Below are 26,699 nucleotides of genomic sequence, written 5' to 3' on the forward strand. Positions count from 1 at the left end.
ATTTGATGCCCCGACTTAATATGGATACTACGTGGTCTCGCTAATAGATATTTTGCAATTTTCAAATTGCTAGGGGTTATGCGTAAGGTGAGTGATACAATAGGTTATTAGTTATGTATGAAAAAAGATTAAAAAACTGCTTCGTCTCTTTAAGCTCTGAGTATATCGTGTCTTGTAAGTATCCTAATACTTTAAAAAGGTCTTTGTATACTTTTAGTATTATAAAAATCCTGCAACAAAATAGTGATTTGCTTGATTATCTTAGTTCGAATAGCCAAAAGAACTTGCATTCCATTTTGGAACAATACGGAACACTTTCTATTGAGCTGTTAAAGCAACAAAAATATCAAACAGAAGAGATAACAAATTTTTCTACTTCTCTTAAGCAATTATTGGATTATTTAGAAAACTCTTCTAATTCACATCGGGCAAAAGATAATCAAGCACTAAAAACAGTAATGGATTTAGCGGAAAATTTTGTACAACATTGTTGCCTACTGATAACTGAAGATATTAAGAATCAAGATGTTATAAATAATCTACAGGCGACTGCAATTATTGTAAATTTAGATATAGGTGCTAGGAACGATGAAGCGATGCCTATATGTAATAGGCGAGTAACTAGTGACAACGTCACCAATTTCTCATCAATTAACTATAATTTATTAACAGAACAACAAAATCTACTTTTAGATCAATTATTGCTTATTAAAGAATTATGGCAGATTGATTCTACTATTGATCTAAAGAAAGACTCTGTCCCATTGCTATTCCATGCCAATATATTATTAATACTGCAAGCAGAGAACTCCGTAGATTATAAATATACTTTTGAAAGAATTGTTAATTTCCTGATAAATGATCACAACGTATTAATAGAATTAACTAATGCTAAGTTAATTTGCTTATATAATAGGCTAAAAGATTTATGTGTTAAATCTAATATTATAAACCATATTTTGATAAAAATACATGAGGAATCGAAATTTAGAAAAAATTCCAATAAATTGAATAATTCAGGATATGAGCTTTTAGAATTATTTGAAAATTATAATACTATGATACATCAGATAGAAAATTCGGAATTTACTATAGTAGAAAGATTTTTACTCCAGCGAAATACCTTTATGCATGAAGTTTTAATTAATATTACAAAGCATATAAATGCTATCAGGATACTTAATATAACCGTAGACCCTGATCTTAATTATATACTATCTTATATTAGAAAAGGGTTAACTCAAAACATTCAAAGTGGTCATACTATTTCTTTAATGATTTCTTCTATTGAATCTAAATTTTCTTCAAAACTTGAAGCTAAAATTATTAAACGATATATTTCTTTAGATAGTTTTACTAAAAATGCCTTAAAAACTAGGTATCAGCTACTATTTAGCAATATTAGTTCATTGTTAAAAAAAGATCTAAATTATGTAGAGTTTATACAACAAATAATAACCTGTAAAATCGCAGCTGACTATAAGATAAATAGCTATGTTACTTCAGTCAAAATGTTGAGGATAATTGAACAAGAAAGGGTAATAGTAATAAACCAATTACGCGAAATAAATTTTGTAGAAATTTTTAGTGATAAATATTTAAATAAAACATTTAGTTTAAATTTTAAGAAATATGTCAGGAGGACTAATATAACAACTCCTTCAGGTTATGTTACAGTAATCATTAGAATATTGCTAACAACTTTTAGTGTTGAACAGCTTCAGCTCTTATCGCAATTTCTAAAGAATGGTAATTTAACGACAATTCAAGAAATTGTTCAGCAGGAGTTGGTTATGCAAGTTAAAAAACGCACCACTATAGGCAAAATAATATATTATATATTTACTAGGAGGAAAAATGAACTTATCATACTTAATAACATCAAGAAATCTCTAAATGAATATACTAACCGTCATTGCTAGGCTCTGTGAACAAAATTTTAATTGTTTAGATTTTGAGTATTTTTAAGCGAAAATTAATAAGATTTTTGCCGGAATAGTTAGTTCTATTTCAAAAAAATCTTATAATTTGCAGCTAAAAAGAGTCGAAATCTAGTAATTTAAATTTTGTTCACAGAGCCTAGGTATATAGTCAATTGATGAATTAATCAAAATCCACCCTACTTTTATCTTTTTACCTGCTATCCAAAAAAATCTCTACTCCATTTATCTGACAAGCATTTATTAAATCATTGTCTTTAGTAGCAATACCTAATCCTTCGTGCATAGCCAATAATAAGTAATTTGCGTCATATGAGGTCAGTTTATTACTACGAGCGGTATTTATAATCTCAGACATAGAAAATGATAAATCAGAAATGTATATTGCTAAAGAACCTAACAAATCTATAAACCTAGTTGAGTCAGCATTTTTTAGTCTACCGCATTTTTCAGCCATAAGCAAAACGTTGATTACTTCAAGGCTCCAAAGCGGTGGTACCAAAGCTTTGGATTGAGTAAGAGAGTTAAGAACTATTTCGGAATAACTATCAAATTCATCTTCAAAGCACCATGACATAGTAACGGAGCAATCCAATATAAAAGATTTAGTCATTATTTTCTTCCTACTGTTATTAGCTCTTTGAGAGATAAACCAGCGAGTTTTTTTCCTTGACGAAATTCACCAAGATTTTTTATTGCTTCTTCAATATTGAACCTTTGTTGGGAAGGAATGGGCATAAGAATTGCAATTGGTGTATTATGTTTTAAAATAGTGAATTTTTCCCCATCTTTTACTCTTTTAATAAGATTAGAAAAATGTGTTTTTGCTTCAAATGCACTAATTTGGTTAGAAAGCTTTTCTTTCATAAGATTTGCTGATTAAATTAAATATAAACTAGTATTAAACTAGTTTATATTTATATCTGACAATGTCAATATTATCTGCAAAAAAAACTTGATTACCGAGTAATAAGATATCTTTCCTAATTCTACCTAAGTTGTTGGTAACCATTTATTATGCTACTTTCTTTTTTTATACCAGTATATTCAAGAGCAATATAATAATTGCTAATTTCAGAAATTCTTATGCATTCATCTATATCATAGATATTATCACTATGTTGCATCTCTTCATTTTTCGGTGCCTTTTCTCTTGCTTTTTCAATTGCTTTGCTTCTTGATTTGGCAACTACCAGGGTCATAAAGTGACGCTCTCCAAAGGAATTATTTTTATAGGAACCAAGATTTACAAAAAATAGATGATTCTCACTGACCGTAGGTTTTATTTCATCAATATGAATATTAAAACCATCAATAGTATCTGCTATAAACCAAGAATCAATATGTAATGATCCAGCTGTACCAATCCATTTGCTTTTAATCTGTTGAGACATATCTATGTTTGACTTTCCAATTACAAAAACCACATCATGTATTTCTATGTTACATCCTTCAATCTTACCACCAAGATAAAAAATGCCTAATTTAGGAGAGTTAAATATAAAATCATGAAATTGTTGCATATAAAAAACTCTATATAACAAATAAAATTATTTATAATATAGTCAATTCAGGGGAATTTGGTGCTAGGAGCGACGCATATAAGTAATAGGCGAGCATTGAGCAACAACGTCACCAACTTCTCATCAATTGACTATAGTAAAAAAGATCCTGCGTAAGGTGAGTTCAGGAGTATATAGCTTCTGCAGTATTTCAAATAAAAAAGTATTAGGGAAATTTTACAGTTAGTAATATAATCATCTTTATACTAAATAAATTTATACAAAGATCAATGACTATTTTTTTGATAATCATTATTGTTCTAATGATAGGATGTTCCGCACTACTCTCAGCCACTGAAACGGCTATAACCGCCTCGTCTCCTGGGAAAATACAAAAATTTAAGGCAGAAGGCATCAAACGTGCCACGATTGTATTACAAGTTCTAAAGAAAAAAGAAAAAGTAATTGGTACATTATTAATTGGTAATACCTTATTTAATACTGTTTGTACTACGATTGCTACCAGTATATTTATCGACTGGCTAGGTGATAATGGGACTATTGCGGCATCAGCAATTATGGCTTTCTTGATAATTGTTTTTGGTGAAATCATACCAAAAGCTATTGCTGTAGCAAAAGCAGAACAGTTAGCGTTATTCACTTCTCCAGCCATTATATATCTTTTAAACATTTTGAGACCAATTAACTATATCTTTGAATTGATAGTTAAAGGGTTTTGTTTTATTTTTCGTATTAATCTGCAACAAAATATCTCAGGAACAGAAGAAGTTAGGGGAGTTATTGAGCATTATCATCAAGAAGGTAATGTTTATAAATCTGACCGTGATATGTTAGGCGGTATATTAGATATTAGGAAAATGACAGTATCTGAAATTATGATACACCGAAGTAATGTCGTAGCCATCAATATAGACTTGCCTAAAGAGGAGATAGTAAGGAAAGCATTATTGTCCAGCCCTCATACAAGAATACCATTATGGAAAGACACTCAGGACAACATAATTGGTGTACTTCACATACGAGATATGCTCCGAGCTCTTTATGAAAAAAATAATGATGTAAAAAAAATTAATATCGAGGAATTGATAAGTCAGCCTTGGTTTATACCTGATAACGCTTTGGTCACTCATCAACTTCATGCTTTTAGAGAAAGAAAAAACCATTTTGCTTGTGTTGTTGACGAATATGGCGATTTACAAGGTATTATTACTTTAGAAGACATTTTAGAAGAGATTGTTGGTCCTATTATTGATGAACATGATTATCCTATTGACACAATTGTAAAGAAATCTGAAGTGGAATTTATTATTGACGGCTCTGTAACTATAAGAGATGTAAATAGAGAACTAAATTGGAATTTACCTGATTATAATGCAAATACCATAGCCGGCTTAATTATCCATGAACTTGAGCGTATTCCTAATCAAGGGGAGTCTATAAAAATATTTAATTTAAGTATTACTATTAGCAAAAAAGTAGGCAATAGGCTTGATAGCATAAAAGTTATTGTTTTACCAAATAAAGAATCTGAAAGTGATTAGTAATTTTGGTAATTATTTACAAATATTGGCAATGCTGTTCAGTATACTAGCAGTTATTACCGCTTCATATCGTACAGGTACTTTATTTTTTTACTGTAGCTGGCTGTCAACATTACTATCTTTTTTGCTATTAGTATGTGGATTTATTATATCGGATTTTTCTATACAGAATGTTTTTTTTAATTCGAGTACATTAAAGCCTTTAGGATTTAAAATCGCGGCTAGTTGGGCGAGTCATGAGGGGTCTATTCTGTTGTGGCTGTGTTTATTGCAAACTATAGGCGTTATTTATATTGCGCTATTTAATAGCCGTCCAACTCGAGTATACCACATAATTGTACTAGCACTAATACAAATACTGTTCAGTAGCTTCATTTATTTTACCTCCAACCCATTTGACAGCCTATCATTCCGTCCCACTCAGGGTCTCGGCTTAAACCCTATGCTTCAAGATATTGCCCTAATAATACATCCACCTATATTATATCTAGGTTCGGTCTGTTATGTCGCCCCTTTTACATCGGCTTGCGTTATGTTGCTTACCTCTAACTTAGACTCGGCTAATCTTAGAACTATTAAAATATTTAGCAATTTAGGAATAATTTTTTTAACCTTAGGAATAGCCCTAGGATCATGGTGGGCTTATAGAGAACTCGGCTGGGGTGGCTTTTGGTTTTTTGATCCAGTAGAAAATATTTCCCTACTACCATGGTTGTCGGCTATCTCTCTACATCACTCAATCTTGGTAACAATCAAATCTGGACGAATGAAAAATTGGACGATAACCTTATCAATCATCACTTTCTTACTGGTAGTTTTGAGTACGTTCTTGGTACGCTCAGGGCTAATCACCTCAATTCACTCTTTTGCCTCATCAGCTGAGCGGGCAATCTATATGCTGGCAATATTTGCTATTATTGCTATATCAAGCTTAGTTCTACTACTAGTAAAAGGGCAAAATATCACTCAACCTAATTCGATAGGATTAGACAAACACCAATTCAAGCACAAGCTTATTGTTTGGGGCAGTATATTTTTCTTAACGGCTCTATTAGTATTACTATGTTCCACCATTTACCCCATAGTTTATTCTTTATTATATCAAGAATCTGTTACCATTAGTGAAAGATTTTTTATCAATAATTTTATAATTTTTATCATCCCAACGGTTCTACTAGCTGGTATCGCTCAAAGAAATCATATAAGAAAAAAAAACCTACTCATTTTAGTTTGTTCTTTTGCAATAACGTTTATCAGCTCATACCAAATTCAGTATGGCTTCATTTCAGCATGGGCTGTAACATTTTCTCTTTTTCTAATAATACAAAATTGTTATTATGTATTAACAAAGAGCAATTTTTTTAGAACCAAACTAAAAGCCAATATTGCCATGATCTTAGGACATTTAGGCTTTGGCTTACTTGTTTTAACTATTACTGTTAATTCATTATTACAAAGTGAAGTAGATTTTATAGGCAAAGTTGGAGACAAGGTGACAGCAAAGGGATTTGAAGTTACTTTAAAAGATATTAGAGTATCATCAGCCCAAAACTATTATCGGCAAATTGCTGAATTTTGGATTCAGGATCAACAAAATAATATCACTATATTAAAGCCTGAAAATAGATTTTATATAATAGAAAAACAACTATCCCAAGAAAGTAATATATATTCTTATTTAACTTATGATCTTTACGCGGTGTTAAGTAAAATTGATGATGATGTAATTCATGCAAAAATATATTACAAACCGATGATGAGTCTTATCTGGCTATCTATTATACTTATAGCCGGAGGATTGTTAATCGGATTATTTAATAAACTTAGTATATAACTAACCAGATTATGATTAGTTTTATTCTTACAAAACACTCAAAAAAAAATAGCTTCTTAATAATCGTGATAGCATTGAAAAATTTTATCTTAAGTCTGAGAATACAGTGAATTAACTTGAATTAGGTACAAAGTGGCTACATATTGTTTATAATTTCCTAGTTTATCGGTCGCGATCGCGACCGATAAACTATATACTTTGAATACGGTCTTAATGATAATAAATTCTCAAGGAAAAATGAAAATTCAAGAAAAGGGGATTCAAAAGCTATCAAATATTGATAGGCAAGAGCTAAAAAAAATATTTGATTAAAATTATAGAAAAAATATAAAAAGTTCGCGGCCGCGAACTTAGGTTATGCTGAAAATATTGTTCTAGAAATGTTTCTTACTAGTACTACAGTTGTAGTTTAGATGTGAGCATTCACGATTTTTTTTTGCTATTTTTTTGTGATGAATAAAAAAACCTGATCACCAAGCGTCATTGCGAGCTGATGTATCCCCACGAAATTGTTGCAAAATAGCAAGAATTGATAGAATATCATCATTATTTAATGATGATGGAGATAGTAGGTTATGGATGTAAAAACAGTATTAAATGAAGTAATAAAAGAACATTGTCCTTTTATACATAATAATCGTTTAAATGCGTTACTTGATGTTGCAGAAGGCTTGCGATATAGTCAGAATTTGTCTTTGAGTGCAATTGGCAGGAACTTGAGTGGTGATAGTAAAGTGAAACATAAAATAAAAAAAGTTGATAGATGTATAGGTAACAAACATTTATATAACGAGGTTGATAGTCTCTATAGTGCTTTATCATATTTCATATTTGAGTTTATTAAGCATTCTAATGATGACAGTGTTGTGATTGATTTATGTTATCTTAAAGATGATCGCATGGTACAAATGCTAAGTACTCAATTTTGTACAAGAGGGATGAGTTTACCTTTATATCAAGATGTGTTTGAAGAAGGTGAATTAAAGGGCAGAACGGTAGAATTTCTAAATAAATTAAAGAGTATAATACCTGATGGAAAAAGGGTTGTTGTGATTATGGACGCTGGCTTTCATATTGAATGGTTTAAGGAAATAGAAAAACAAGGGTGGAGTTGGGTGTGTCGGGTACGACGAGGAAAAGATTTAAAATTAGCTAAGAATGAGGATTGGATATCAGTTGAAAATTTCATACTATCAATTGGTTCAAAAACGATGGAATGTGGTACGATTCTGCTAACCAAAGCTCATAAATATTCCTGCAGAATGGTTACAACTTGTAAAGTCCATAAGGGGCGAGTACAGAAGGTTAGCAGGAATCGTACTAGCAGTAAAACAGCAAATGGTTCATATAACAAAGCTGCAAAAGAACCTTGGATATTGGTAACTAACTTAAGTTCTGATGAATATAAGGGAGCGGAAATAGTGAGGTTATATAGCAAACGTATGCAAATAGAAGTTTGCCAGTCATAATGCCTCTGTAATAGTTATTTGTTTATTATTCTACCTTTTTTACCCTGGAATGGTAAATCCACTGTTTCGGTTGTTCTCTTAATGAGATCAACCTTTTAATCTCTTGCTCATCGGCTGTAATTAGCCAAATCCAACGTTGTGATGAGTTGTAAACTTTCCTGACTTTTAATTGCTCTCTTTGCATCCATCTATATAAAGTTGGTTCTGGTATATTGATTTTTTGCGATAATTCACGAAAAGTAAATTCATTTTGCCTACGATTAATTTCTCCTGATAATGTTCTTTTGTTAGTAGCTGTTACACCACTACGTATAAGTAGGCTACTAACCGTGTTCTCATTAAAAATATTTAACAGCTTTGCTGGACGCCACCCTTCTTGTTGATTTAAAATATCAGCAATTTGCTGTAATGTCATATCTTGGCTTTTGAGACTGGCTACTAGTTCAAGCAGTTTACCATAATAACTAAGTTGCTCCAATTTTGCCACAGGACGAACAAGATTAGTATTAGTTTTATATCCACCAGCCCAATGTATTTCTACCAAGACTTTCTCTGTTACACCTTCTATTTTTACAACAACACATTCTATTAGTAAACGTAAAATTTCTTTGCGTTCTTCTACCGTAGTAGTTGACGATGACCATAAAGCAGGAATATCAGAAGCTAATTTATATATAGTTTGACGCTCAACATCAGACAGAATTTTTGATTGTTCAGCTAAGAATTTGGCATATTCCTGTTTTAACTTTTCTTCTGCAGATAATGATTCTTCCCACTTTTTCTCAAGAGTTCTTGTGACAAGACGATTCTCAGGTTCTGAAGAATTATATTGCCGATATGCCCTCTCAACTTCATATCGTCCTCTCTCTAATTGTTTTTGCCAATATTTTTGTAAATTATTATGTTCGGTTTCAAGGTCTGTTGCCACTCGTAAACTAACTTCCAAAGCTTCTGGCTTTAACACTTCTAATGCCTGCTTAGCAATTAGTTCATCCAAAACATTGCCAACCAATGATTGGCAAACATCTTCACCATAATCTACAGACATTCTGCTACAACTATAACGCAATTTATTACCATTATTTGTATAGCAAGTTGCCATTCGTAAACCACAGCGACCACAAACAACAAGTCCGGCTAATAGTGCATTACCATGCCTTGCTACACCAATTCCTTGTATGGAGTTAGATAATAATTGTCTGCCATTACGTTCATATTGTTGCCAACTAATATAAGCAGGAACTTTGTCTTTTAACAATACTTGCCAATCTGACATTTTAGCAACAATACGCCCCGTAGATCGTCTGCCAGGTTTTTTTCTATAGTAAATCAAATTGAATTAGGTGATAAGATGTGGTATAAATAAAGGAAAAAATGTCAACAAGTCCATATAGTCAAGATTTAAGAGAAAAAGTAATAAATTATATAGAAAAAGGTAATAGTCAAGAATCTGCTGCTAGAATATTTGCTATACATAAAAATACAATTAGCCGTTGGAACGTAAGGAGAAGAAAAGAAGGAACAGTGCTGGCAAGAGCTAGACTAGGATTTAAAAGTAAGATTGATAAAAAAGCATTGGAATATTTCGTAACAAATAACCCTAATAGTAAGCTACAAGAAATTGGTAAGAATTTTGGAATTACAGGTTCTCAAGTAGCTAATATATTAAAAAAGTTAGGATTTAGTTATAAAAAAAAACCTTTAGCTATTTGGAAGCAAGTGCAGAGAAACGATCTGATTATTTAGAAAAGATCAGTAAATATGATAAAGATAAAATAGTATATCTTGATGAAAGTGGGATAGATATGACAATTTGCCAAGATAGAGGTTGGGGTAAGATAGGAGAATTATTGATTGGCAAGAAGAGTGGGAAGCATTATCAAAGGACTAATATAATAGCTGGTTTAGTAAATAACAAACCAATAGCCCCTTTTGTTTTTAATAAAACTTGTAATACAGAACTATTTAATAATTGGGTTGAAAAATTTTTGATTAAAGAGTTAACAGCAGGACAGGTTGTAGTGATGGATAACGTTAGTTTTCATAAATCTCAAAAGACAAAAGAGCTAATAGAATCAGTTGGTTGTGAAGTTATTTTTTTACCCCCATATTCTCCAGACTTAAATCCAATAGAAAAATTTTGGGCTAATATGAAGCGATGGATTCGAAACAAAATAGCGGAAATTGGTACATTATCTAAAGCTATTTCTGCATTCTTTGTCACCTAATTCAATTTGATTTACTATATGTGCCTCTGTTGGTCTGCGTCCATATACATAAGCACCTGCATATATGGGATTATGTAATAGATTTCCTAAAGTATTCCTATTAGGACGATGCCAGGTTAGTTCACCTTTTTGCAAACCGCTACGCTCTCTATAAGGCATTTTTATTTTATGACTGACTAAGTATTTTAATACTGCATTAATTGTAGAAAATTTTTCAAATAACTCAAATACCATCTGAATAGTTGCCTGTGCTTGCTCATCTGGATCTTTAACAATTTCGCCAGATGGTCGTCTAACATATCCCATAGCAACTTGCATGCCTAACTCACCTCGACGTGCTTTTGCTTTCTTCCCTTGTAGCATGCGTTGCTTAATTATATGTAACTCTGCTTCAGACATTGTACCTTTAAGACCTAATAATAGTCGATCATTATAGGATACCGGATCATAAATACCATCAGTATCAGCAATAATGGTTCTAAAAAGTGCACATACTTCTAGTAATTGGTACCAATCTTTGCATGATCGTGCTAACCTCGATACTTCTATTCCTAGTACTATACCAACATGGTCTAATCCAACTTCAGCAACTAAACGCTGAAATCCAGGACGACCTTCAGCAGTTGCACCAGACCGCCCCAAATCATCATCTATTATAAGTACTTTATCAGCACTCCAGCCTAGAGCATAAGCTCTCTCTACTAAATTATACTGCAATTTAGTAGATTCACTATGCCGTTCTACTTGTTGCAGCGTCGACTGCCTTATATACACTATCGCCAGACGATCGTGGTGATAGGCTTGAATCTTGCCACTTGATAATATTCTCTGAGTTGATTGTTTCTCCTTGTCTATCATTTGCCTTCTCCATATTTATTATCGATTTTGGCAATTTTTTCAATGATAATGTTGCTAATAGAGTTATTAGGCGATGACGATTCTCTTTGGGGATTCTCTCCCATTTCATTGGTTCCAATATAGGAATGCCTTGCATGATATTTTCTTACCCAATCAACCAAGTTTAGCAATACTGATTTGTTAAGTGTCGGGGATTGTTCTAAATTTGTCAAATTAAAACTTATAGATGTTTTAATAATGGAAGATAGAGGAGACGTTTCGAGTGATAAAAAGTCATCAATTTGGTCTTGCTGGAAGATATATTCGAACTTTAGATGTGAATAGATGGGGAGTTTTAATGTTACTATCTGCCATTGTTATTATAACATATTGGGTTATAGGTGTGGTAGGCTATAGCCAAGGTATGCAAAGAATTTTCCAACCTAACACAGTAAAAGATAAAAAGATTTATTCGTATTTTACCCTTGAGAAATTTATTATTGAATTTAATTATTTGCATGCCATAAAACCATTGGTAGAACCCCTGGCATCTATTATAAAGACGGAGCTTTGTCGTGCTTAATTTCGTGGGGATACATCAGCTCGCAATGACGTTTTTATGCTGCTTAATACTTATAGAATAAAAATTGTAGGGTACTGAGGCATAGCTCCCACAACTGTTGAAAGTTAAAAAATGCAAAGTATTTAGGCAGATCCCATACGTCACTTAGTTGTGAATTATTTTATGAAGAAGTTGAGTGGAAAGCGATCTATATTATTGCTTACAAAAAGCTGCCACCTAATACTGTCTCTTCGATTGGTAAAATAAATAAGATAATTTCCCGATTCGGTGGGTTTTTAAATAGAAAAAGTGATAAAGCTCCGAGCATTAAATCCATGTGGATATGACTCCAAAGGCTAAAGGACTTTACTTTGGCATTAGAAACTTTTAACTCATTAAAAACTTATGGGTAAAGATATGACTAAGATGTATGTGAGGAACGGAGATGAGTTTTTACAACAAAATTACCAATTAGATTAGGTTATGCAAGAGGTCTATTGCTATAGTTAATTATATGACTATATATTAAATTGTTGATAAAATTTGATAGCTTTGTTTAAATCTTCTGGGGTATCAACAGAAATGGGGATATTATTAACATAACATACCCCTATGGACATATTATTTTGTAAGGCTCTTAGTTGTTCTAATTTTTCGCTTAATTCTAAAGTTGAGACAGGTAAGTTTATGAATTTAATTAATGCTTCTTTGCGGAACCCATACATTCCTACGTGATATAGAAATTCTTCAGAGCCATAAGGAATAAGACTGCGAGAAAAATACAGAGCCTTATCATTATGGTCAGTAATAACTTTGACATTACTATTGCCATTTACGGCGTTTATACCAACTTTTACTACTGGGGTCATAATATCATGGTCACTAGACTTTAGGCTTTCAATAACTTTAATAATTGATTCCGGTTCTATAAAAGGCATGTCACCTTGGACATTTAGGATATAATTAATATTATGATTGTTAGGTATTGCCTGAAATGCCTCATAGACACGGTCAGTACCAGTCTGGCAGTCTGGGTTTGTCATAATCAATTGCCCACCACAATCAGTAACTTTTTTAGCTATAATTTCTGAGTCAGTTGCTACATAAATATTTTTTAGTTTGGTTAAGTGTACTTGTCTTAGAACGCGTTCAATTATTGACAGTTCCCCTATCAATTGTAAAGGTTTCTTAGGAAGCCTAACAGAATCAAGTCTTGAAGGGATAATAATTGCAACATCAGAATGCATAAGTTACCATTTAAAGATATTTACCAAAATAATTGTTGACATGATAGCCTTTTTAAACGATAAAGTAAAGCGTGTTGGAATATTGTTTTGGGACACAATTTGTCTTTAAGCATTATGTTTGGGGCTCGTAGCTCAGCTGGTAGAGCACTTGACTTTTAATCAGGTTGTCCCGGGTTCGAATCCCGGCGAGCCCACCACTTCAGGGTAGTTAACCCCCTTAGTTGTATATGAATACCGCCGCCAATATTTAAAGGCGGAGACTAGGAGACCGCCTCCTAGTAATAGACCTCTTGCAAAACTCGCTTATGTTGAGGAATTTGAAGGAGACACGGAACGCAGAACCGCAGCGTACTCTAATGTACGTGAGGATTCGAGTACCGCATCATTGTCCAAATTACCAGCAGAAGTAGAGTTTTGCAAGAGGTCTAATGGGTTTGTAGCTCAGCTGGTTAGAGCACACGCCTGATAAGCGTGAGGTCGGAAGTTCAAGTCTTCTCAAACCCACCATCATAAGTATTCTTTATGAATCTTGAGAATAATATAATTGATCAATTAAGTCGTAATAAATTAGCTATTTGCTGGCTTAGAAATGGGGTAATCTCGCTTGCCCTTGCTGGGGTGTATTCAATAATATTGGTAATGCTCCGCACTCCTATATTAGTTACCCTATTTCCCAATACAGAAATCTTTAAATCAGCTTTGGTTATTCATGTTAATTTATCAATCCTAGTTTGGTTGATATCCGTTACAGCATGTATTTGGAGCTATAATTTACAGCCAACGACTTCCAGTATAACATATGTAATAATAGCATTTTTTGGCACTGCACTAATAGCTTTATCACCACTTTGTGGACAAAATCTTCCTGTAATGAATAATTACATACCAATGCTGGAGAATATAATGTTTATTCTTGGAATTAGTTTATTTGGCGTATCGGTATTGTTATTTTCATCAAACGTCATCCTAGCAACGATTAAGAACCTAAAAAGTCAAAAATTGATCAATTTTACTATCCTTTCTACTGCAATAATGTGGATATTACTATGGGTATGTTTTATTTGTTCTTATTATCAACTACAACAAGTTATTAAGCTTGTGCCAGTTGATATAGAATTTTACTATGAATTGCTTTTCTGGAGTGGGGGGCATTTATTGCAATTTATTTACACACAAATTATGATATTAGTAATGATAGTATTATCCAATACTTGGGTAAATAAAGAGCTAAGATTTAACAAATTATATCTGATATTATTATATTTAAATTTTTTGATAAGTATTGCAGCTATTTGGGGACACTTATCATATGATATTATAGATGCTGAATTCAAAGAATATTATACTAAACAAATGAAATATGGTGGCGGAATAGCCCCAGTTCTGTCTTTGATACTAATATTTTATGAGCTAGTTAGTCATAATCATAAACTAGTGGTAAATTCTCTTATAAAAGCAAGCATCATTTGTTCTAGCATATTATTTTTGTCTGGAGGGTTTATTGGCGTGTTAATCACCAGTATGAACGTTACTGTTCCTGCCCACTATCATGGTTCGATTGTTGGAATAAGTGTGGCATTTATGGGATTTAGCTTTCTTTTATGTGACAATGCATGTAATAATGAACAAAAGAAAAACTCATATTCCTCTGCAGCAATTATTACTTTAACTATCGGGCAAATGTTACATATTATAGCTCTTCTTTTTGCTGGTGGTTATGGGGTGATGCGAAAAACACCAGGAGTAGAAATGACGATTAGCAGTAAGTTACTGATGGGGGCAATGGGTGCTGGAGGACTAATTGCTATTGTTGGTGGCTTGATGTTTGTTGTTATTTGTGGTAAAAAGATGGTATTGAAATAATTAGTATAATAAAAATAATGACCTTGAAAAAACCTACTATAGAAGAAGCCCAAGAGGCAGTTAGAACTTTATTGCGATTTATTGGTGAGGATCCAAATAGAGAGGGGTTAGCGAAAACTCCTGATAGAGTAATAAAAACTTACCAAGAGATGTTTTGTGGATACAATAAAAATGTAGAAGAAATATTATCTACTAAATTTTATGAAACTGGTAACTTTCAGGACTTCATTCTATTGAAAGACATAAAGTTTAATTCTTTTTGTGAACATCATTTGTTACCAATAAATGGTACGGTTGATATAGCTTATATACCAGATAATTGTATAATAGGTATCAGTAAATTTGCCAGAATAGTTGATGTTTTTGCAAAAAGACTACAGATTCAAGAAAAAATGACAGTACAAATTGCTGAAACATTACAGAAATATATTAAGCCTATGGGTGTTGCGGTCAGGATTTCTGCATTACATAGTTGCATGACTCTTAGAGGTGTTATGCAAAATGATAGTATTATGAATACTATGCATTATACTGGTATATATTTAGAGCAGCAGAAATATCGTCATGAATTTCTAAATATTATTGCCAAAAAATAATCAAAGAAAGAGCTATGTTACTATCAAAATATTTTTTACCCGTGCTAAAGGAAGAGCCAGTAGAGGCTCAAGTAGTTTCTCACAGATTGATGCTTAGAAGTGGTATGATAAGACAACAATCTGCTGGAATTTATAGCTGGTTGCCTATGGGATTAAAAGCCCTAAAAAATGTTGAAAATATTGTCCGACTTAATATGAATAAAGTAGGTGCCATTGAAATATTAATGCCTTGTATTCAACCAGCATCTTTATGGATGGAATCTGGAAGATTTGAGAATTACGGTAAGGAAATGTTAAAATTCCAGGATCGCCATGATAATACGTTATTATTTGGACCTACTAATGAAGATATGGTTACCGATATTTTTAAAAATAATATTAAGTCCTATAAAGATTTGCCAAAAAACTTATATCATATTCAGTGGAAATTTAGGGATGAAATTAGACCTCGCTTTGGGGTGATGCGTGGTAGAGAGTTCTTAATGAAAGATGCGTATTCTTTTGATATAGACCAAATAAGTGCGATAAAAACTTATAATCAGATGTATCTAGCATATATACAAACTTTTCGTGATATAGGACTCCGTGTAATCCCAGTACTTGCTGATAATGGTCAGATTGGTGGGGATTTAAGCCATGAGTTCCATATTCTTGCCACTAATGGTGAGAGTACTATTTTTTATGACAAAAAATTTCTATCTTTAATAGATCAGGAAAATTTAGATATTGAAAAATTACAATCCTTATATGCGGTAGCAGAAGAAAAACATGTTCATGATAAATGTTTGTTAACAGAAGAGAATCTTGCTAGTAGTAAGGCTATAGAGGTTGGGCATATTTTTTATCTTGGTACAAAATATTCTAAAGCAATGAAGGCTCTAGTAAATGCTAGTGATGGGAGTCTTGTGCCAGTGGAAATGAGTTCCTATGGTATAGGTATTTCAAGACTTTTAGCCGCTATAATCGAATCAAGTCATGATGATAAAGGGATTATATGGCCTCCAAATATTGCTCCTTTTATGGTATCAATATTAAATTTGAATATACTTGATAGTAAATGCAATGAACTATCACAAAATCTATATGATCAGTTTGTAGCGAATAAAATAGAGGTATTATACGATGATACAAATGAGAGAGCTGGTAAAAAATTTGCCACTCATGATCTTATAGGTTCACCGTACCAAATAATTATTGGTTCCAAAAACTCTGAGAAAGATGTGGTCGAATTAAAAGATCGTAAAACAGGAATAACAGAAGAGTTAACAGTAGAAAATGTTGTTACCTACCTCTCTAAAATTCTTTCTTATATGTAAGTTATGACTCTAGACAAGCCAAAACATGACGAAATCTTTCGCAAATCTATGGAGAATCCCATAGTTGCTAAAGAATTTTTGGCAACTCATTTGCCGAAGGATGTGTTGGCTTTAATCGATAGCACATCTTTAAAATTAGAAAAAGATAGTTTTATTGAGCCAGACCTTTCTGAAACTATTTCTGATGTATTATTTTCTGTTAAGTTTAATGATCAAGATGGCTATATTTTTTTGCTATTGGAACATCAAAGTACTGTTGATAAAATGATGGCATTTAGATTATTTAAATATATGATTAATATTTGTGATCGATATTTAACTACTAATCCTAAAGCTAAATGCCTTCCAGTAATTTATCCCCTAATAATTTATAATGGCAAGAAGAAATATAACGCATCGCTCAATATATGGAATTTATTTAGCCATCCAGATTTAGCCAGAGGCTTTTGGACAAATGATTGTCAGCTTATTAATGTACATGATATTCCTGATGAAGAACTTAAGGAAAAAGTATGGTCTGGGATTTTGTTATTTTTCCTCAAGCACATCCACGAACGTCAATTACTGAAAAGATGGCAAGAAATCTCTTATCTCTTGCCTAAATTGAGTAAAATAACAATAGGTCATGACCATATAAGAAATCTATTGAGCTATACTTTGACCTTTATTGAGCAAAGTGATAAAATAGAGTTAGAAAAAATATTAAAAAATAGTTTAACTAAAGAAAAAGGAGAAGAACTTATGCCTAGTATAGCTCAAGTATGGAAAGAAGAAGGGATTCAAATCGGACTACAGGATGGTATCAAAATCGGAGTGCAAGATGGTATTAAAATCGGAGTACAGGATGGTATTAGAATCGGAGAAGCTAGGGGAGAAGCTAGAGGCGAAGCTAAAGGTGAAGCTAAATTAATAAAAATGATGATAAACAATGGCGGCTCTATTGAAGAAGTAGCGAGAATTACTGGACTATCTATTACTAAAATCAATGAATTACTGAAAGTACAATAAGTAATGAATTATTAGATTAGCTATATAAGTAAATTTTATTATGACTCTAGACAAGCCAAAACATGACGAAATCTTTCGCAAATCTATGGAGAATCCCATAGTTGCTAAAGAGTTTTTGGCAACTCATTTGCCGAAGGATGTGTTGGCTTTAATCGATAGTACATCTTTAAAATTAGAAAAAGATAGTTTTATTGAGCAAGACCTTTCTGAAACTATTTCAGATGTATTATTTTCTGTTAAGTTTAATGATCAGGATGGCTATATTTTTTTGCTATTGGAACATCAAAGTACTGTTGATAAAATGATGGCATTTAGGTTATTTAAATATATGATTAATATTTGTGATCTATATTTAACTACTAATCATAAAGCTAAAAGCCTCCCATTAATTTATCCCCTAATAATTTATAATGGCAAGAAGAAATATAACGCATCGCTTAATATATGGAATTTATTTAGCCATCCAGATTTAGCCAGAGGCTTTTGGACAAATGATTGTCAGCTTATTAACGTACATGACATCCCCGATGAAGAACTCAAGAAAAAAATATGGTCTGGGATTTTGTTATTTTTCCTTAAACACATCCACGAACGTCAATTACTGAAAAGATGGCAAGAAATCTCTTATCTCTTGCCTAAATTGAGTAAAATAACAATAGGTCATGACCACATAAGAAATCTATTGAGCTATACTTTGACCTTTATTGAGCAAAATGATAAAATAGAGTTAGAAAAAATATTAAAAAATAGTTTAACTAAAGAAAAAGGAGAAGAACTTATGCCTAGTATAGCTCAAGTATGGAAAGAAGAAGGGATTCAAATCGGACTACAAGATGGTATCAAAATCGGAGTACAGGATGGTATTAGAATCGGAGAAGCTAGAGGCGAAGCTAAATTAATAAAAATGATGATAAACAATGGTAGCTCAATTGAAGAAGTAGCGAAAATTACTGGACTATCTATTACTAAAATCAATGAACTATTGAAAATGCAGTAAACTGGTTAGCTATAGGCTGTGCAACATTACCCCAAATCAATTATAGATGAAATATGTGGCTAAAATATCTTACATATATAACATTACTAATTAGTGTTATATCATTATGGCTTCCTGTGAAAGGCAAATTTAAACCATGGCAATTATTTTTATCTATTTCTCTAGTCTTATCTTTTGTTAGTAATATAGCAAGCCTGTTTGCTATTTTAGCAATTTTGTTGTTTTTTTATTTAGTATTTTCGTATCATAAATCTTCTACTAAATTGAAATATGTCTTATGGAGTTTAGTGTTCGTACTTGGATTAATGTTAGAACTGCATTTAATTCCAGGATTTGATAATTTATTAGTTTTAGATAAAATACAACTCACTCCAGATGCTTTACCGTTTACACTATATTTAAACTTAGATAAGACAATTGTTGGTTTAATTATTATAGGTTTAACTTTAGATTTAGCATCTACTTGTAGCGAACTGAAAATATTACTCTTGCAAGTTTTTTATAGATTACCAATTATTCTATTAGTAATAATAGTGTTATCTATTGCATTTGAGTACATCAAATTTGCACCAAAGATACCACAAAATTTATGGATATGGGTAATCAATAATTTATTTTTTACATGCGTTGCTGAGGAAGGATTATTTAGAGGATTTTTCCAAGAATCATTAAATCAGTTAAAATATAAATATTCTAAGGATATAGCCATACTAATACCTGCACTTTTCTTTGGAGTGATGCACTATCCAGGAGGGCTAAAATACGTAATTTTAGCTACAGTAGCTGGAGCTTTATATGGATGGATATATAAAGTAACGAAAAGAATTGAAGCAAGTATACTTGTTCATTTTATGCTTAATTTAACTCATATTTTACTTTTTACTTATCCAGCTGTTAATAAGCTTTGAAGACTGGTACAGATAATGGATTAGGAACAAGCATAAACTGCCGGTTATATGGAAAAGCTTATACAGCAATTTGAGAGGACGTATGCAAATTGGTGATAACTTCTTCGTCAGATCGCAATGGCTAAATTCTTAATCGGATTAGCTATATCCCAAATTCAGTGATATATAGTCAATTCAGGGGAATTTGGGGCTAGGAACGATGGAGCGATGCCTATAAGTAATAGGCGAGCATTGAGCGACGACGTCACCAACTTCCTATCAATTGACTATAGTTTCTATTTTTAACGTTTTTGATATATACCTAAGAGACCATCGGGGATAATTACTTTAGTTATTTCTAACAATCTCCTAGTAATATTGGATCTTGGATAATCTTTTATGATAAGAAAAATAATTATATCTACTATCATTGCTATTTCATTGTTAATATGCTCTATATTAGTTGCTGTAAACTTTGTTGACTATAATTCTGTCAGTAACAGTTTTGTCAATGAATTAAAAATTTCTCCTCAAAATCTAAAAAACATAAAAATAACTAAATTTCCTATACCTTATTTGACTATTGATCGTATAAAAGAAGATGGAAGGCTGGAATTAGAAAATATAAAAATTTACTTTGCTCCATGGTCATTATTAATTCTTAGACCAAAAATTAGTGCTGTAACCATAAATAATGCCACAATATATTCAGATGAGCAGGATTTTGACATTATAAACCATGATAGGATAGTTAGTTCATTGATAATAAATGGTATAATAGATATAAATTTTGATGTTAAAAATCTGACTATTTTAAATAAAGATAACCAACCTATTCTTACTTTAAATAACTGCTCTCTATTTAAAAACAACCCTGTTTCTAGTAAAATTTCATTCAAGGGAAATGGGGGGTATGTAGGAAAATTATCCGGATTCTTTGAAAGAAATGCTAATCAAATAAATCTTGACCTTACTATCGCTAATAGTGATTATAATTTTCACCTGTTAGAAACCTATATAGACTCTAAACTGATAAATGGCAAAGCAGAATATCTAATACAACATTTAGCTGATATATTACATATTCTTATACCAGATTTAGATTCTTTATTTAGAAAAATTAACCCGAATGAAAAGATAAATATCAAGTTTGACATTTTGTCTACTCCTCAATTACTTAAACTAGAAAATATAATTATAGATTCTAATTCACTAGCAGGTAATGGTTCAATATATTTGAATAAAAGTGATGATGTTACTAGTATAATAAAATTACATTTTCCTAAGATAGATACAAAATCACTGATTACCTCATCAAATAATATTAAACAATTTAGCAATTCAATTTTTGGGTTAAGGTTTCTCTTTGAGAATAAATCAATTATCACCAATATTTTAGTTGATCAAATAATATTAAATAACGATGAGGTGTTAAATAATACTAAAATTTTGCTTAATTTAGACAAAGGGGTATTAGTGGTTAATGATTTTTCTGGTACAATAAAATCCGGAGGAAATTTTCAATTTGTAGGTAATGTAACTCAAAACTCAGTAAGAAGTATATTTGACGGCACAATTTACTTGCAACATAATGACCTTAATTCTGTATTGAATACTTTAGGTTATCAACAGGCAGTTAGTAAAAAGCCTACAGCTTTTATTTTATCCTCAGATTTAAAACTAACTTTAATAGATGTATATTTACAAAATCTTATGCTAAAAACTGAGAATACTAAAGTTACCGGTAATATTACGGCTAGATTTATTGGTTCTATGCCACATTTTATAGCTATTCTTGACTTCTCCTCGATAGATTTAAATAGAGAGGATTATCCAATAATTTCACCATTGGTAAAATTTGTCAAAAGTTTGTCAGAAAATATGAAAGATGAATCATACTTAGCTAAATATATTCCCATTAGAACAGTTAATTATTTAGGTAATTTTGATATCACGATCAATGATATAATTATGGGAGATAATTCATTTGGGAAAGCATATATATTAGCAAATATTTCGCCAGGTAATATTGAAATTAGTAATCTTGATATAAGAACCAATAGTGATTACATCAATCTTAGTGCCAATTTGTTAGCAAATAATATTAAACCACAATTAGAAGTTACAATAAATGATGGTTCTCTTAATGTTAACTATTTAACTGCTGAATCTTTACTTAATCTACGAAATAAATTACTAAATGAATTTGATTTAGAAAAAATAGAGTTAAAATTAGATGGCATGTTATCAAAAATAACGCAGAATGATCTAGTATTACAAAATATTAAATTTGCTTTAGCAAATAACAATGCCCTATTTAAGATCAGTAACCTTGAAGCAAATTTACTTTCTGGTAAATTAGCAGCAGAAGGTAATATTTTATTAGATCCATATACTCTTAGCTTTGTTTATGCCCTAAATTCTATTGATTTAGCTCAATTATCTAATATTTTTCCGAAAGGGTTACTAAACAATTATGGGGGGATGAGTATCAATGGAACACTCGCCACTAATGGTGATAGTTTAAAAAAATTGTTATATGAGCTTAGCACTCAATCAGAGTTTGTCGTAAAAAATGCTAAAATCAGTAACTTTTCCATTGATTCATTTATAGAAAAAGTTAATAATAAAGATTATAATCTTAAATATTTAAAAGAAGATTTAGCCTATGCTATGTATCAAGGGCAAACTGAATTAGATAGTTTGCGTGGCAACATTCAGTTAAAAAATGGCATAGCTACAATAAAAGATGTAGTATTTAATACGAAATATACTAGTGGGTCTGCATCATTAGCTGTAAATGTATATAATTGGGACATGACATTATCTTCAATATTATCTTTCTATATAGCAGACTCAAAACTTAATTTAAATGACTCTAGTAATCAAAATACTCCTATAAATCTTAAAATAAAAACATCGGGTACTATATTAGAACCTATAAAAACGTTAGATGAAACTGAATTAACAAAGGCTTTAGAGAACAAAAAAAAATCCACAGTTATAAAACAATAATTTTAACTTTGCCGACTCGTAATATTATTCTATAGTCAATTCAGGAGAAGTAGATAGCAGGAGCGATGGAGCGACGCCTATAAGTAATAGGCGAGCATTGAGCGACGACGTCACCAACTTCTCATCAATTGACTATATCTTAACAAGAAGATTTTTAAACCATATAATTATGCTAATGCGATTACAACTATTGCTATTTTTTTCCTGTATAATAACATTCAATATAAGCTCATATTCTGCTTATGCTGCAAAAAAACCTGTATCTGCCCCAACTCCAACAAGTCTTGTTGTAGATTACAATAGCGGTAGAATCTTGCATGATAAAAATTCTACTACTAAAATATATCCGGCTTCATTAACAAAACTAATGACCTTGTATTTATTGTTTGAAGCAGTAGAATCTGGTAGGTTATCAATAAATCAAAAATTATATGTTTCAAAAAATGCAGAAAAAACGTTACCAAGTAAACTAGGACTTAAAGAGAAAGACTCTATTACTGTAAAAGAGGCTATTTTAGGTCTAATTGTTAAATCGGCAAATGACGCGGCTATGGTTGTGGCTGAAAATATTAAAGGTAGTGAGGAAAAATTTGCTCGGTTGATGACTGTTCGTGCCCATCAGCTTGGTATGAGAGATACTTATTTTAAAAATGCTTCTGGATGGCATCATCCTTGTCAAAAAGCTACTGCTCGGGATCTTGCTAAACTATCTATAGCTATTAAGCGAGATTTTCCCAAATATTATAGTTATTTTTCTAAAAATAACTTTGTTTTTAGAGGTAAAACTATACGAGGGCATAATAAAGTGAATGAAACTTATGAAGGAGTTGAAGGGTTAAAAACCGGCTATACCACTCCAGCTGGTTATAACTTGATTACTGCTGCAACTAGAAAAAACAAATCATTGGTTGCTATTGTCACTGGCGGCAGATCTGCTGAGTCCAGAAATTTGCAAATGGTAAAACTATTAGATACGCATTTTGATAAATCGAGCAATAATAAGACAATGGCTAATAAATTGATAAAAGTTCCATCAAAAAAATATATTAAAAGAACAAAATCAACTAAAATTGTGACAAATATTAAAGCAAAAAACAAAAAAAAGTTGACTCGAAGTTAGGGAGGGGTAAGTAACCTCAATTTGGTATAAGAATAAGCCTTTTAAAGATATGGTTAATAGTTTACGCATGGCATTTAAAAAAGTCATATAGAAAATAGCTTAGCGTCATTGCGAGCCACCCATAACTGTTGAAAGTTAGAAGAGGAAGCGGTTTTAGACCGGATAGTTTAAAAGTCGTATGTGGTCAACGTCTATTAGCGAGAAAGACCGTAGGTCAACGAAGCAATCCACAAAAGTAATCAAAAGTGGATTGCCACGACCTACTTGCGTGGTCTCGCAATGACAGAAAACCTATCTAAAACCTGCTTTACCTTCTAACTTTCAACAGTTGTAGCGAGCCACCGTAGGCGGCGTGCTAATCCATTTCTAATCATTTTTCTGGATTGCTTCGTCGACCTTACGGGTTCCTCGCAATGACGGTTTCTAAATTATTATTTTCTTAAACTAACGTTTATGTGGGGTTTATGTGTAAGGTGAGATAGTAATACTGAGTTATGGAATGAAAAAAATAAGCAATACCAAAAAATAATGAAAACAGCTATTAGTGGAGCATAAAAATCTGCTATATTTATAGATATAACCGAATTTGCAATAACTTGTTATATTGAATTTATGTTAAGTAAATAACTCTTATAACCTAAAGTTTAGGATTAAGGTAATTTAAAAGCACTTAACTAATTACTTAACGTTGATGAATAGGAAGAACATAGCAATAGGGGGACATATTCAAAGCAATCTAACTAACAAACAAAAAAAGGCCGTTTTGTTACTCTCAATCGGTACATTCTTAGAATATTTTGATCTGATGCTCTATATACATATGATGGTAGTTCTTAATGAACTTTTTTTCCCAAAATATGATCCGCATGCAGCACAATTACTTTTATCCTTTACTTTTTGTGCTACATATTTATTGAGACCTATAGGGGCATTAATTTTTGGATGGATTGGTGATAATGTAGGTCGTAAATCAACCGTTATTATCACCACTTTCATGATGGCAATTTCTTGTCTTATCATTGCTAATTTACCAACTTATGCTGAGATAGGTATCACTGCTGCTGTGATTGTATCAATATGTCGTATTGTGCAAGGTATGAGTTCCATGGGAGAAATAATAGGGGCAATACTATATTTGAGCGAAACTATAAAACCACCACAACAATATCCAGCTGTATCACTATTGGCTTTTTTATCTGCATTAGGGGGAACATTTGCTTTAGGCATTGCATCTATGGCCATCTCTTACAATTTCAATTGGCGTTATGCTTTTTGGTTTGGTGCATCAGTTGCGTTAATTGGTTCAGTAGCTAGGACGACTTTAAGAGAAACACCAGAGTTTATTGATGCAAAACGTCGAATGAAAAGAATTTTTGCAGATATTAATGAAGAACAAGATATACTAAAAAATGACCCTATTTGGACAAAGAAAGTTGATAAAATCACAGCCTTATCTTTGTTTTTAATGAGTTGTATGTGGCCGGTATGTTTTTATTTAACATTTATTCATTGTGGAGAAATTCTTAGAAATAATTTTGGCTATAAGGTTGAACAAGTCATGTATCACAATTTTTGCGTTTCAGTGGTAGAAATATTAGGAGCTCTGGTATCGGTATACTTAAGTTATTATATATATCCTATAGTGATTTTAAAAATCAGATTAGTAATTTTCTGGGGTTTTATTTTGATTTATCCATACTTATTAAATAATGTTAGAACGCCATTTGATATTCTTTTACTTCAGTCATTTATGATATTTTTTGCAATTCATGTTGTTCCAGCCACACCAATTTTTTACAAATATTTCCCTATCTTTAAACGTTTTACTTATTGTGCTTTTATACATGCTATGTCACGTACGGTAATGTATGTTATCACATCTTTTGGGCTTATTTATTTAACAGAATATTTAGGTAATTATGGATTGCTGATTATTACAATTCCAATCATGATTGGATATAGTTTTGGCATATTGCATTTTGAAAAATTAGAGAAAACAACTGGAAATTATCCTAAAAAGAAAAAATGGTTTCTCTTAATGAATTAGGTAGTATTATATGGTTAAATGATGTCTAAAGAAGGTTTAATTTTTGTTGGTGTAGTACTATCAGCACAAGGAATAAAGGGCAATGTTATAGTAAAATCTTTTACTATGCCAAATACTAATATCATTAAAATGAATTTAGTTGATGAATTAGGAGAAAAAATTATTCTAAAACTACTTAGTCAAAATTCTAAAGGTGATATAATATGTAGATTTAACCAAGTGAATAATAGAACCTCTGCTGAACAATTAAAGGGATGTAAGATTTTTTGTCATAGGTCAGATTTTCCTTCCTTAGGTGAAGAGGAATTTTACATTGAAGACTTAAAAGGTTTATTAGTACTAGATGCCAATTTAGTCGTTATAGGAAAAATTATAAATATTTTTAATTTTAATGCCGGTGATATTATTGAAATTGAGTTTGCCAGCAATAAAACAGTAGAGTTATTTCCTTTTAACAAACAATTTTTTCCAGTAATTACTAAAGAACATGCTATTCTTAATTTGAACGTACAATAACAATAGACCTCTTGCATAACCTAATCTAATTGGTAATTTTGTTGTCAAAACTCGTCTCCGTTCCTCACGTACATCTTAGTACGCTGCGGTACTCGACTTCGTTTTTCCTAAAAATTCCTCAATTATCTTTAGGGTAGGCAAGAGGTCTAATAT

24 protein-coding genes, 2 tRNA genes and 1 pseudogene are annotated in these 26,699 nt (G+C 31.7%); 20 read left to right on the top strand and 7 right to left on the bottom strand.

Features of this window, described 5'->3' with window-relative positions:
- The first annotated feature begins 203 nt into the window (after positions 1-203).
- Positions 204-1,922, top strand: a complete 1,719-nt coding sequence (locus tag ACQH6S_RS01355) for a hypothetical protein (RefSeq protein WP_425364629.1) — start codon at positions 204-206, stop codon at positions 1,920-1,922.
- Positions 1,923-2,133: 211 nt separating this feature from the next.
- Here ACQH6S_RS01355 and ACQH6S_RS01360 read toward each other — a convergent pair whose 3' ends face one another.
- The 3 genes from ACQH6S_RS01360 to ACQH6S_RS01370 form a co-directional block, all read right to left on the bottom strand.
- The gene (locus tag ACQH6S_RS01360) at positions 2,134-2,553 is read right to left on the bottom strand and encodes a type II toxin-antitoxin system VapC family toxin (protein ID WP_425360774.1); all 420 of its coding nucleotides are present in this window, start codon (positions 2,551-2,553) and stop codon (positions 2,134-2,136) included.
- The gene (locus ACQH6S_RS01365; protein WP_425360775.1) at positions 2,553-2,807 is read right to left on the bottom strand and encodes a type II toxin-antitoxin system Phd/YefM family antitoxin; all 255 of its coding nucleotides are present in this window, start codon (positions 2,805-2,807) and stop codon (positions 2,553-2,555) included. The genes ACQH6S_RS01360 and ACQH6S_RS01365 overlap by 1 nt, the downstream gene beginning before the upstream one ends.
- A gap of 122 nt (positions 2,808-2,929) precedes the next feature.
- Positions 2,930-3,463 carry a DUF1543 domain-containing protein gene (locus tag ACQH6S_RS01370; protein WP_425360776.1) on the bottom strand — a complete coding sequence of 178 codons (534 nt, stop codon included), beginning with the start codon at positions 3,461-3,463 and terminating at the stop codon, positions 2,930-2,932.
- A 269-nt stretch (positions 3,464-3,732) separates the two neighbouring features.
- Here ACQH6S_RS01370 and ACQH6S_RS01375 point away from each other — a divergent pair, with 269 nt between their 5' ends.
- The 3 genes from ACQH6S_RS01375 (at position 3,733) to ACQH6S_RS01385 (ending at position 8,307) form a co-directional block, all read left to right on the top strand.
- A complete protein-coding gene (locus ACQH6S_RS01375) occupies positions 3,733-5,004 on the top strand; it encodes an HlyC/CorC family transporter (protein WP_425360777.1) in 1,272 nt (423 codons plus the stop codon).
- A gap of 31 nt (positions 5,005-5,035) precedes the next feature.
- Complete coding sequence (locus ACQH6S_RS01380) at positions 5,036-6,838, top strand: heme lyase CcmF/NrfE family subunit (RefSeq protein WP_425364728.1); 1,803 nt, start codon at positions 5,036-5,038, stop codon at positions 6,836-6,838.
- Positions 6,839-7,413: 575 nt separating this feature from the next.
- A complete protein-coding gene (locus tag ACQH6S_RS01385; RefSeq protein ID WP_425360778.1) occupies positions 7,414-8,307 on the top strand; it encodes a transposase in 894 nt (297 codons plus the stop codon).
- A 25-nt stretch (positions 8,308-8,332) separates the two neighbouring features.
- On the opposite strand, the gene ACQH6S_RS01390 is transcribed toward ACQH6S_RS01385, so the two are convergent.
- A complete protein-coding gene (locus ACQH6S_RS01390; RefSeq protein ID WP_425364630.1) occupies positions 8,333-9,640 on the bottom strand; it encodes a zinc ribbon domain-containing protein in 1,308 nt (435 codons plus the stop codon).
- Between the two features lie 41 nt (positions 9,641-9,681).
- Between ACQH6S_RS01390 and ACQH6S_RS01395 the strand changes: the two genes are divergently transcribed.
- Together ACQH6S_RS01395 and ACQH6S_RS01400 are read left to right on the top strand one after the other, a co-directional pair.
- Complete coding sequence (locus ACQH6S_RS01395; protein WP_425364376.1) at positions 9,682-10,053, top strand: IS630 transposase-related protein; 372 nt, start codon at positions 9,682-9,684, stop codon at positions 10,051-10,053.
- Positions 10,017-10,535, top strand: a complete 519-nt coding sequence (locus ACQH6S_RS01400) for an IS630 family transposase (RefSeq protein WP_425364377.1) — start codon at positions 10,017-10,019, stop codon at positions 10,533-10,535. Before ACQH6S_RS01395 ends, ACQH6S_RS01400 begins: the two co-directional genes overlap by 37 nt.
- Here ACQH6S_RS01400 and ACQH6S_RS01405 read toward each other — a convergent pair.
- A complete protein-coding gene (locus ACQH6S_RS01405; RefSeq protein ID WP_425364631.1) occupies positions 10,500-11,393 on the bottom strand; it encodes a recombinase family protein in 894 nt (297 codons plus the stop codon). The two genes, ACQH6S_RS01400 and ACQH6S_RS01405, sit on opposite strands and share 36 nt — an antisense overlap.
- Positions 11,390-11,605, bottom strand: a complete 216-nt coding sequence (locus ACQH6S_RS01410; RefSeq protein ID WP_425360492.1) for a hypothetical protein — start codon at positions 11,603-11,605, stop codon at positions 11,390-11,392. Before ACQH6S_RS01410 ends, ACQH6S_RS01405 begins: the two co-directional genes overlap by 4 nt.
- 50 nt (positions 11,606-11,655) lie before the next feature.
- On the opposite strand from ACQH6S_RS01410, the gene ACQH6S_RS01415 reads away from it, so the two are divergent.
- Together ACQH6S_RS01415 and ACQH6S_RS01420 are read left to right on the top strand one after the other, a co-directional pair.
- Positions 11,656-11,955, top strand: coding sequence for a hypothetical protein (locus ACQH6S_RS01415; protein ID WP_425360782.1), 300 nt, complete (start codon positions 11,656-11,658; stop codon positions 11,953-11,955).
- Between the two features lie 179 nt (positions 11,956-12,134).
- Positions 12,135-12,281: pseudogene (locus tag ACQH6S_RS01420) on the top strand (IS4 family transposase); the annotation flags it as partial.
- Between the two features lie 171 nt (positions 12,282-12,452).
- On the opposite strand, the gene ACQH6S_RS01425 reads toward ACQH6S_RS01420, so the two are convergent.
- Positions 12,453-13,181: a 3-deoxy-manno-octulosonate cytidylyltransferase gene (locus ACQH6S_RS01425; protein ID WP_341748562.1), complete on the bottom strand. Its 729-nt coding sequence runs from the start codon at positions 13,179-13,181 to the stop codon at positions 12,453-12,455.
- 121 nt (positions 13,182-13,302) lie between these two features.
- Between ACQH6S_RS01425 and ACQH6S_RS01430 the strand changes: the two genes are divergently transcribed.
- From ACQH6S_RS01430 to rimM, 12 genes are all read left to right on the top strand, one after another.
- Positions 13,303-13,378: transfer RNA gene (locus tag ACQH6S_RS01430), tRNA-Lys, on the top strand.
- 233 nt (positions 13,379-13,611) lie between these two features.
- Positions 13,612-13,688, top strand: a tRNA-Ile gene (locus tag ACQH6S_RS01435).
- Positions 13,689-13,703: 15 nt separating this feature from the next.
- Complete coding sequence (locus tag ACQH6S_RS01440) at positions 13,704-15,044, top strand: cbb3-type cytochrome c oxidase subunit I (protein ID WP_425360783.1); 1,341 nt, start codon at positions 13,704-13,706, stop codon at positions 15,042-15,044.
- A gap of 17 nt (positions 15,045-15,061) precedes the next feature.
- On the top strand, positions 15,062-15,640 hold the full coding sequence (folE, locus tag ACQH6S_RS01445; protein ID WP_192866950.1) for a GTP cyclohydrolase I FolE: 579 nt from the start codon (positions 15,062-15,064) through the stop codon (positions 15,638-15,640).
- A 14-nt stretch (positions 15,641-15,654) separates the two neighbouring features.
- Positions 15,655-16,956, top strand: a complete 1,302-nt coding sequence (gene proS, locus ACQH6S_RS01450; RefSeq protein WP_425360784.1) for a proline--tRNA ligase — start codon at positions 15,655-15,657, stop codon at positions 16,954-16,956.
- A gap of 3 nt (positions 16,957-16,959) precedes the next feature.
- Positions 16,960-17,964: an Rpn family recombination-promoting nuclease/putative transposase gene (locus ACQH6S_RS01455; protein ID WP_425360785.1), complete on the top strand. Its 1,005-nt coding sequence runs from the start codon at positions 16,960-16,962 to the stop codon at positions 17,962-17,964.
- Positions 17,965-18,004: 40 nt separating this feature from the next.
- Complete coding sequence (locus ACQH6S_RS01460) at positions 18,005-18,961, top strand: Rpn family recombination-promoting nuclease/putative transposase (RefSeq protein ID WP_425360786.1); 957 nt, start codon at positions 18,005-18,007, stop codon at positions 18,959-18,961.
- Between the two features lie 53 nt (positions 18,962-19,014).
- Complete coding sequence (locus ACQH6S_RS01465; RefSeq protein WP_425364632.1) at positions 19,015-19,869, top strand: CPBP family intramembrane glutamic endopeptidase; 855 nt, start codon at positions 19,015-19,017, stop codon at positions 19,867-19,869.
- A gap of 378 nt (positions 19,870-20,247) precedes the next feature.
- Complete coding sequence (locus ACQH6S_RS01470) at positions 20,248-22,863, top strand: AsmA-like C-terminal region-containing protein (protein WP_425360788.1); 2,616 nt, start codon at positions 20,248-20,250, stop codon at positions 22,861-22,863.
- Positions 22,864-23,032: 169 nt separating this feature from the next.
- Positions 23,033-23,983: a D-alanyl-D-alanine carboxypeptidase family protein gene (locus tag ACQH6S_RS01475; RefSeq protein WP_425360871.1), complete on the top strand. Its 951-nt coding sequence runs from the start codon at positions 23,033-23,035 to the stop codon at positions 23,981-23,983.
- Positions 23,984-24,674: 691 nt separating this feature from the next.
- Positions 24,675-26,030: an MFS transporter gene (locus ACQH6S_RS01480; protein ID WP_425364633.1), complete on the top strand. Its 1,356-nt coding sequence runs from the start codon at positions 24,675-24,677 to the stop codon at positions 26,028-26,030.
- Positions 26,031-26,048: 18 nt separating this feature from the next.
- Positions 26,049-26,546, top strand: coding sequence for a ribosome maturation factor RimM (gene rimM, locus ACQH6S_RS01485; protein WP_341748574.1), 498 nt, complete (start codon positions 26,049-26,051; stop codon positions 26,544-26,546).
- The last annotated feature ends 153 nt before the right edge of the window (positions 26,547-26,699 follow it).

This window comes from Candidatus Tisiphia endosymbiont of Mystacides longicornis, from assembly GCF_964031095.1.
GTDB lineage: Bacteria > Pseudomonadota > Alphaproteobacteria > Rickettsiales > Rickettsiaceae > Tisiphia.

Bases quoted from the DNA above. Each gene is read 5' to 3' on its own strand.
- ACQH6S_RS01360 (WP_425360774.1), bottom strand. From the start codon at position 2,553: ATGACTAAATCTTTTATATTGGATTGCTCCGTTACTATGTCATGGTGC.
- ACQH6S_RS01365 (WP_425360775.1), bottom strand. From the start codon at position 2,807: ATGAAAGAAAAGCTTTCTAACCAAATTAGTGCATTTGAAGCAAAAACA.
- ACQH6S_RS01370 (WP_425360776.1), bottom strand. From the start codon at position 3,463: ATGCAACAATTTCATGATTTTATATTTAACTCTCCTAAATTAGGCATT.
- ACQH6S_RS01375 (WP_425360777.1), top strand. From the start codon at position 3,733: ATGACTATTTTTTTGATAATCATTATTGTTCTAATGATAGGATGTTCC.
- ACQH6S_RS01380 (WP_425364728.1), top strand. From the start codon at position 5,036: ATGCTGTTCAGTATACTAGCAGTTATTACCGCTTCATATCGTACAGGT.
- ACQH6S_RS01385 (WP_425360778.1), top strand. From the start codon at position 7,414: ATGGATGTAAAAACAGTATTAAATGAAGTAATAAAAGAACATTGTCCT.
- ACQH6S_RS01395 (WP_425364376.1), top strand. From the start codon at position 9,682: ATGTCAACAAGTCCATATAGTCAAGATTTAAGAGAAAAAGTAATAAAT.
- ACQH6S_RS01405 (WP_425364631.1), bottom strand. From the start codon at position 11,393: ATGATAGACAAGGAGAAACAATCAACTCAGAGAATATTATCAAGTGGC.
- ACQH6S_RS01425 (WP_341748562.1), bottom strand. From the start codon at position 13,181: ATGCATTCTGATGTTGCAATTATTATCCCTTCAAGACTTGATTCTGTT.
- ACQH6S_RS01440 (WP_425360783.1), top strand. From the start codon at position 13,704: ATGAATCTTGAGAATAATATAATTGATCAATTAAGTCGTAATAAATTA.
- folE (WP_192866950.1), top strand. From the start codon at position 15,062: ATGACCTTGAAAAAACCTACTATAGAAGAAGCCCAAGAGGCAGTTAGA.
- proS (WP_425360784.1), top strand. From the start codon at position 15,655: ATGTTACTATCAAAATATTTTTTACCCGTGCTAAAGGAAGAGCCAGTA.
- ACQH6S_RS01455 (WP_425360785.1), top strand. From the start codon at position 16,960: ATGACTCTAGACAAGCCAAAACATGACGAAATCTTTCGCAAATCTATG.
- ACQH6S_RS01460 (WP_425360786.1), top strand. From the start codon at position 18,005: ATGACTCTAGACAAGCCAAAACATGACGAAATCTTTCGCAAATCTATG.
- ACQH6S_RS01465 (WP_425364632.1), top strand. From the start codon at position 19,015: ATGTGGCTAAAATATCTTACATATATAACATTACTAATTAGTGTTATA.
- ACQH6S_RS01470 (WP_425360788.1), top strand. From the start codon at position 20,248: ATGATAAGAAAAATAATTATATCTACTATCATTGCTATTTCATTGTTA.
- ACQH6S_RS01475 (WP_425360871.1), top strand. From the start codon at position 23,033: ATGCTAATGCGATTACAACTATTGCTATTTTTTTCCTGTATAATAACA.
- ACQH6S_RS01480 (WP_425364633.1), top strand. From the start codon at position 24,675: ATGAATAGGAAGAACATAGCAATAGGGGGACATATTCAAAGCAATCTA.
- rimM (WP_341748574.1), top strand. From the start codon at position 26,049: ATGATGTCTAAAGAAGGTTTAATTTTTGTTGGTGTAGTACTATCAGCA.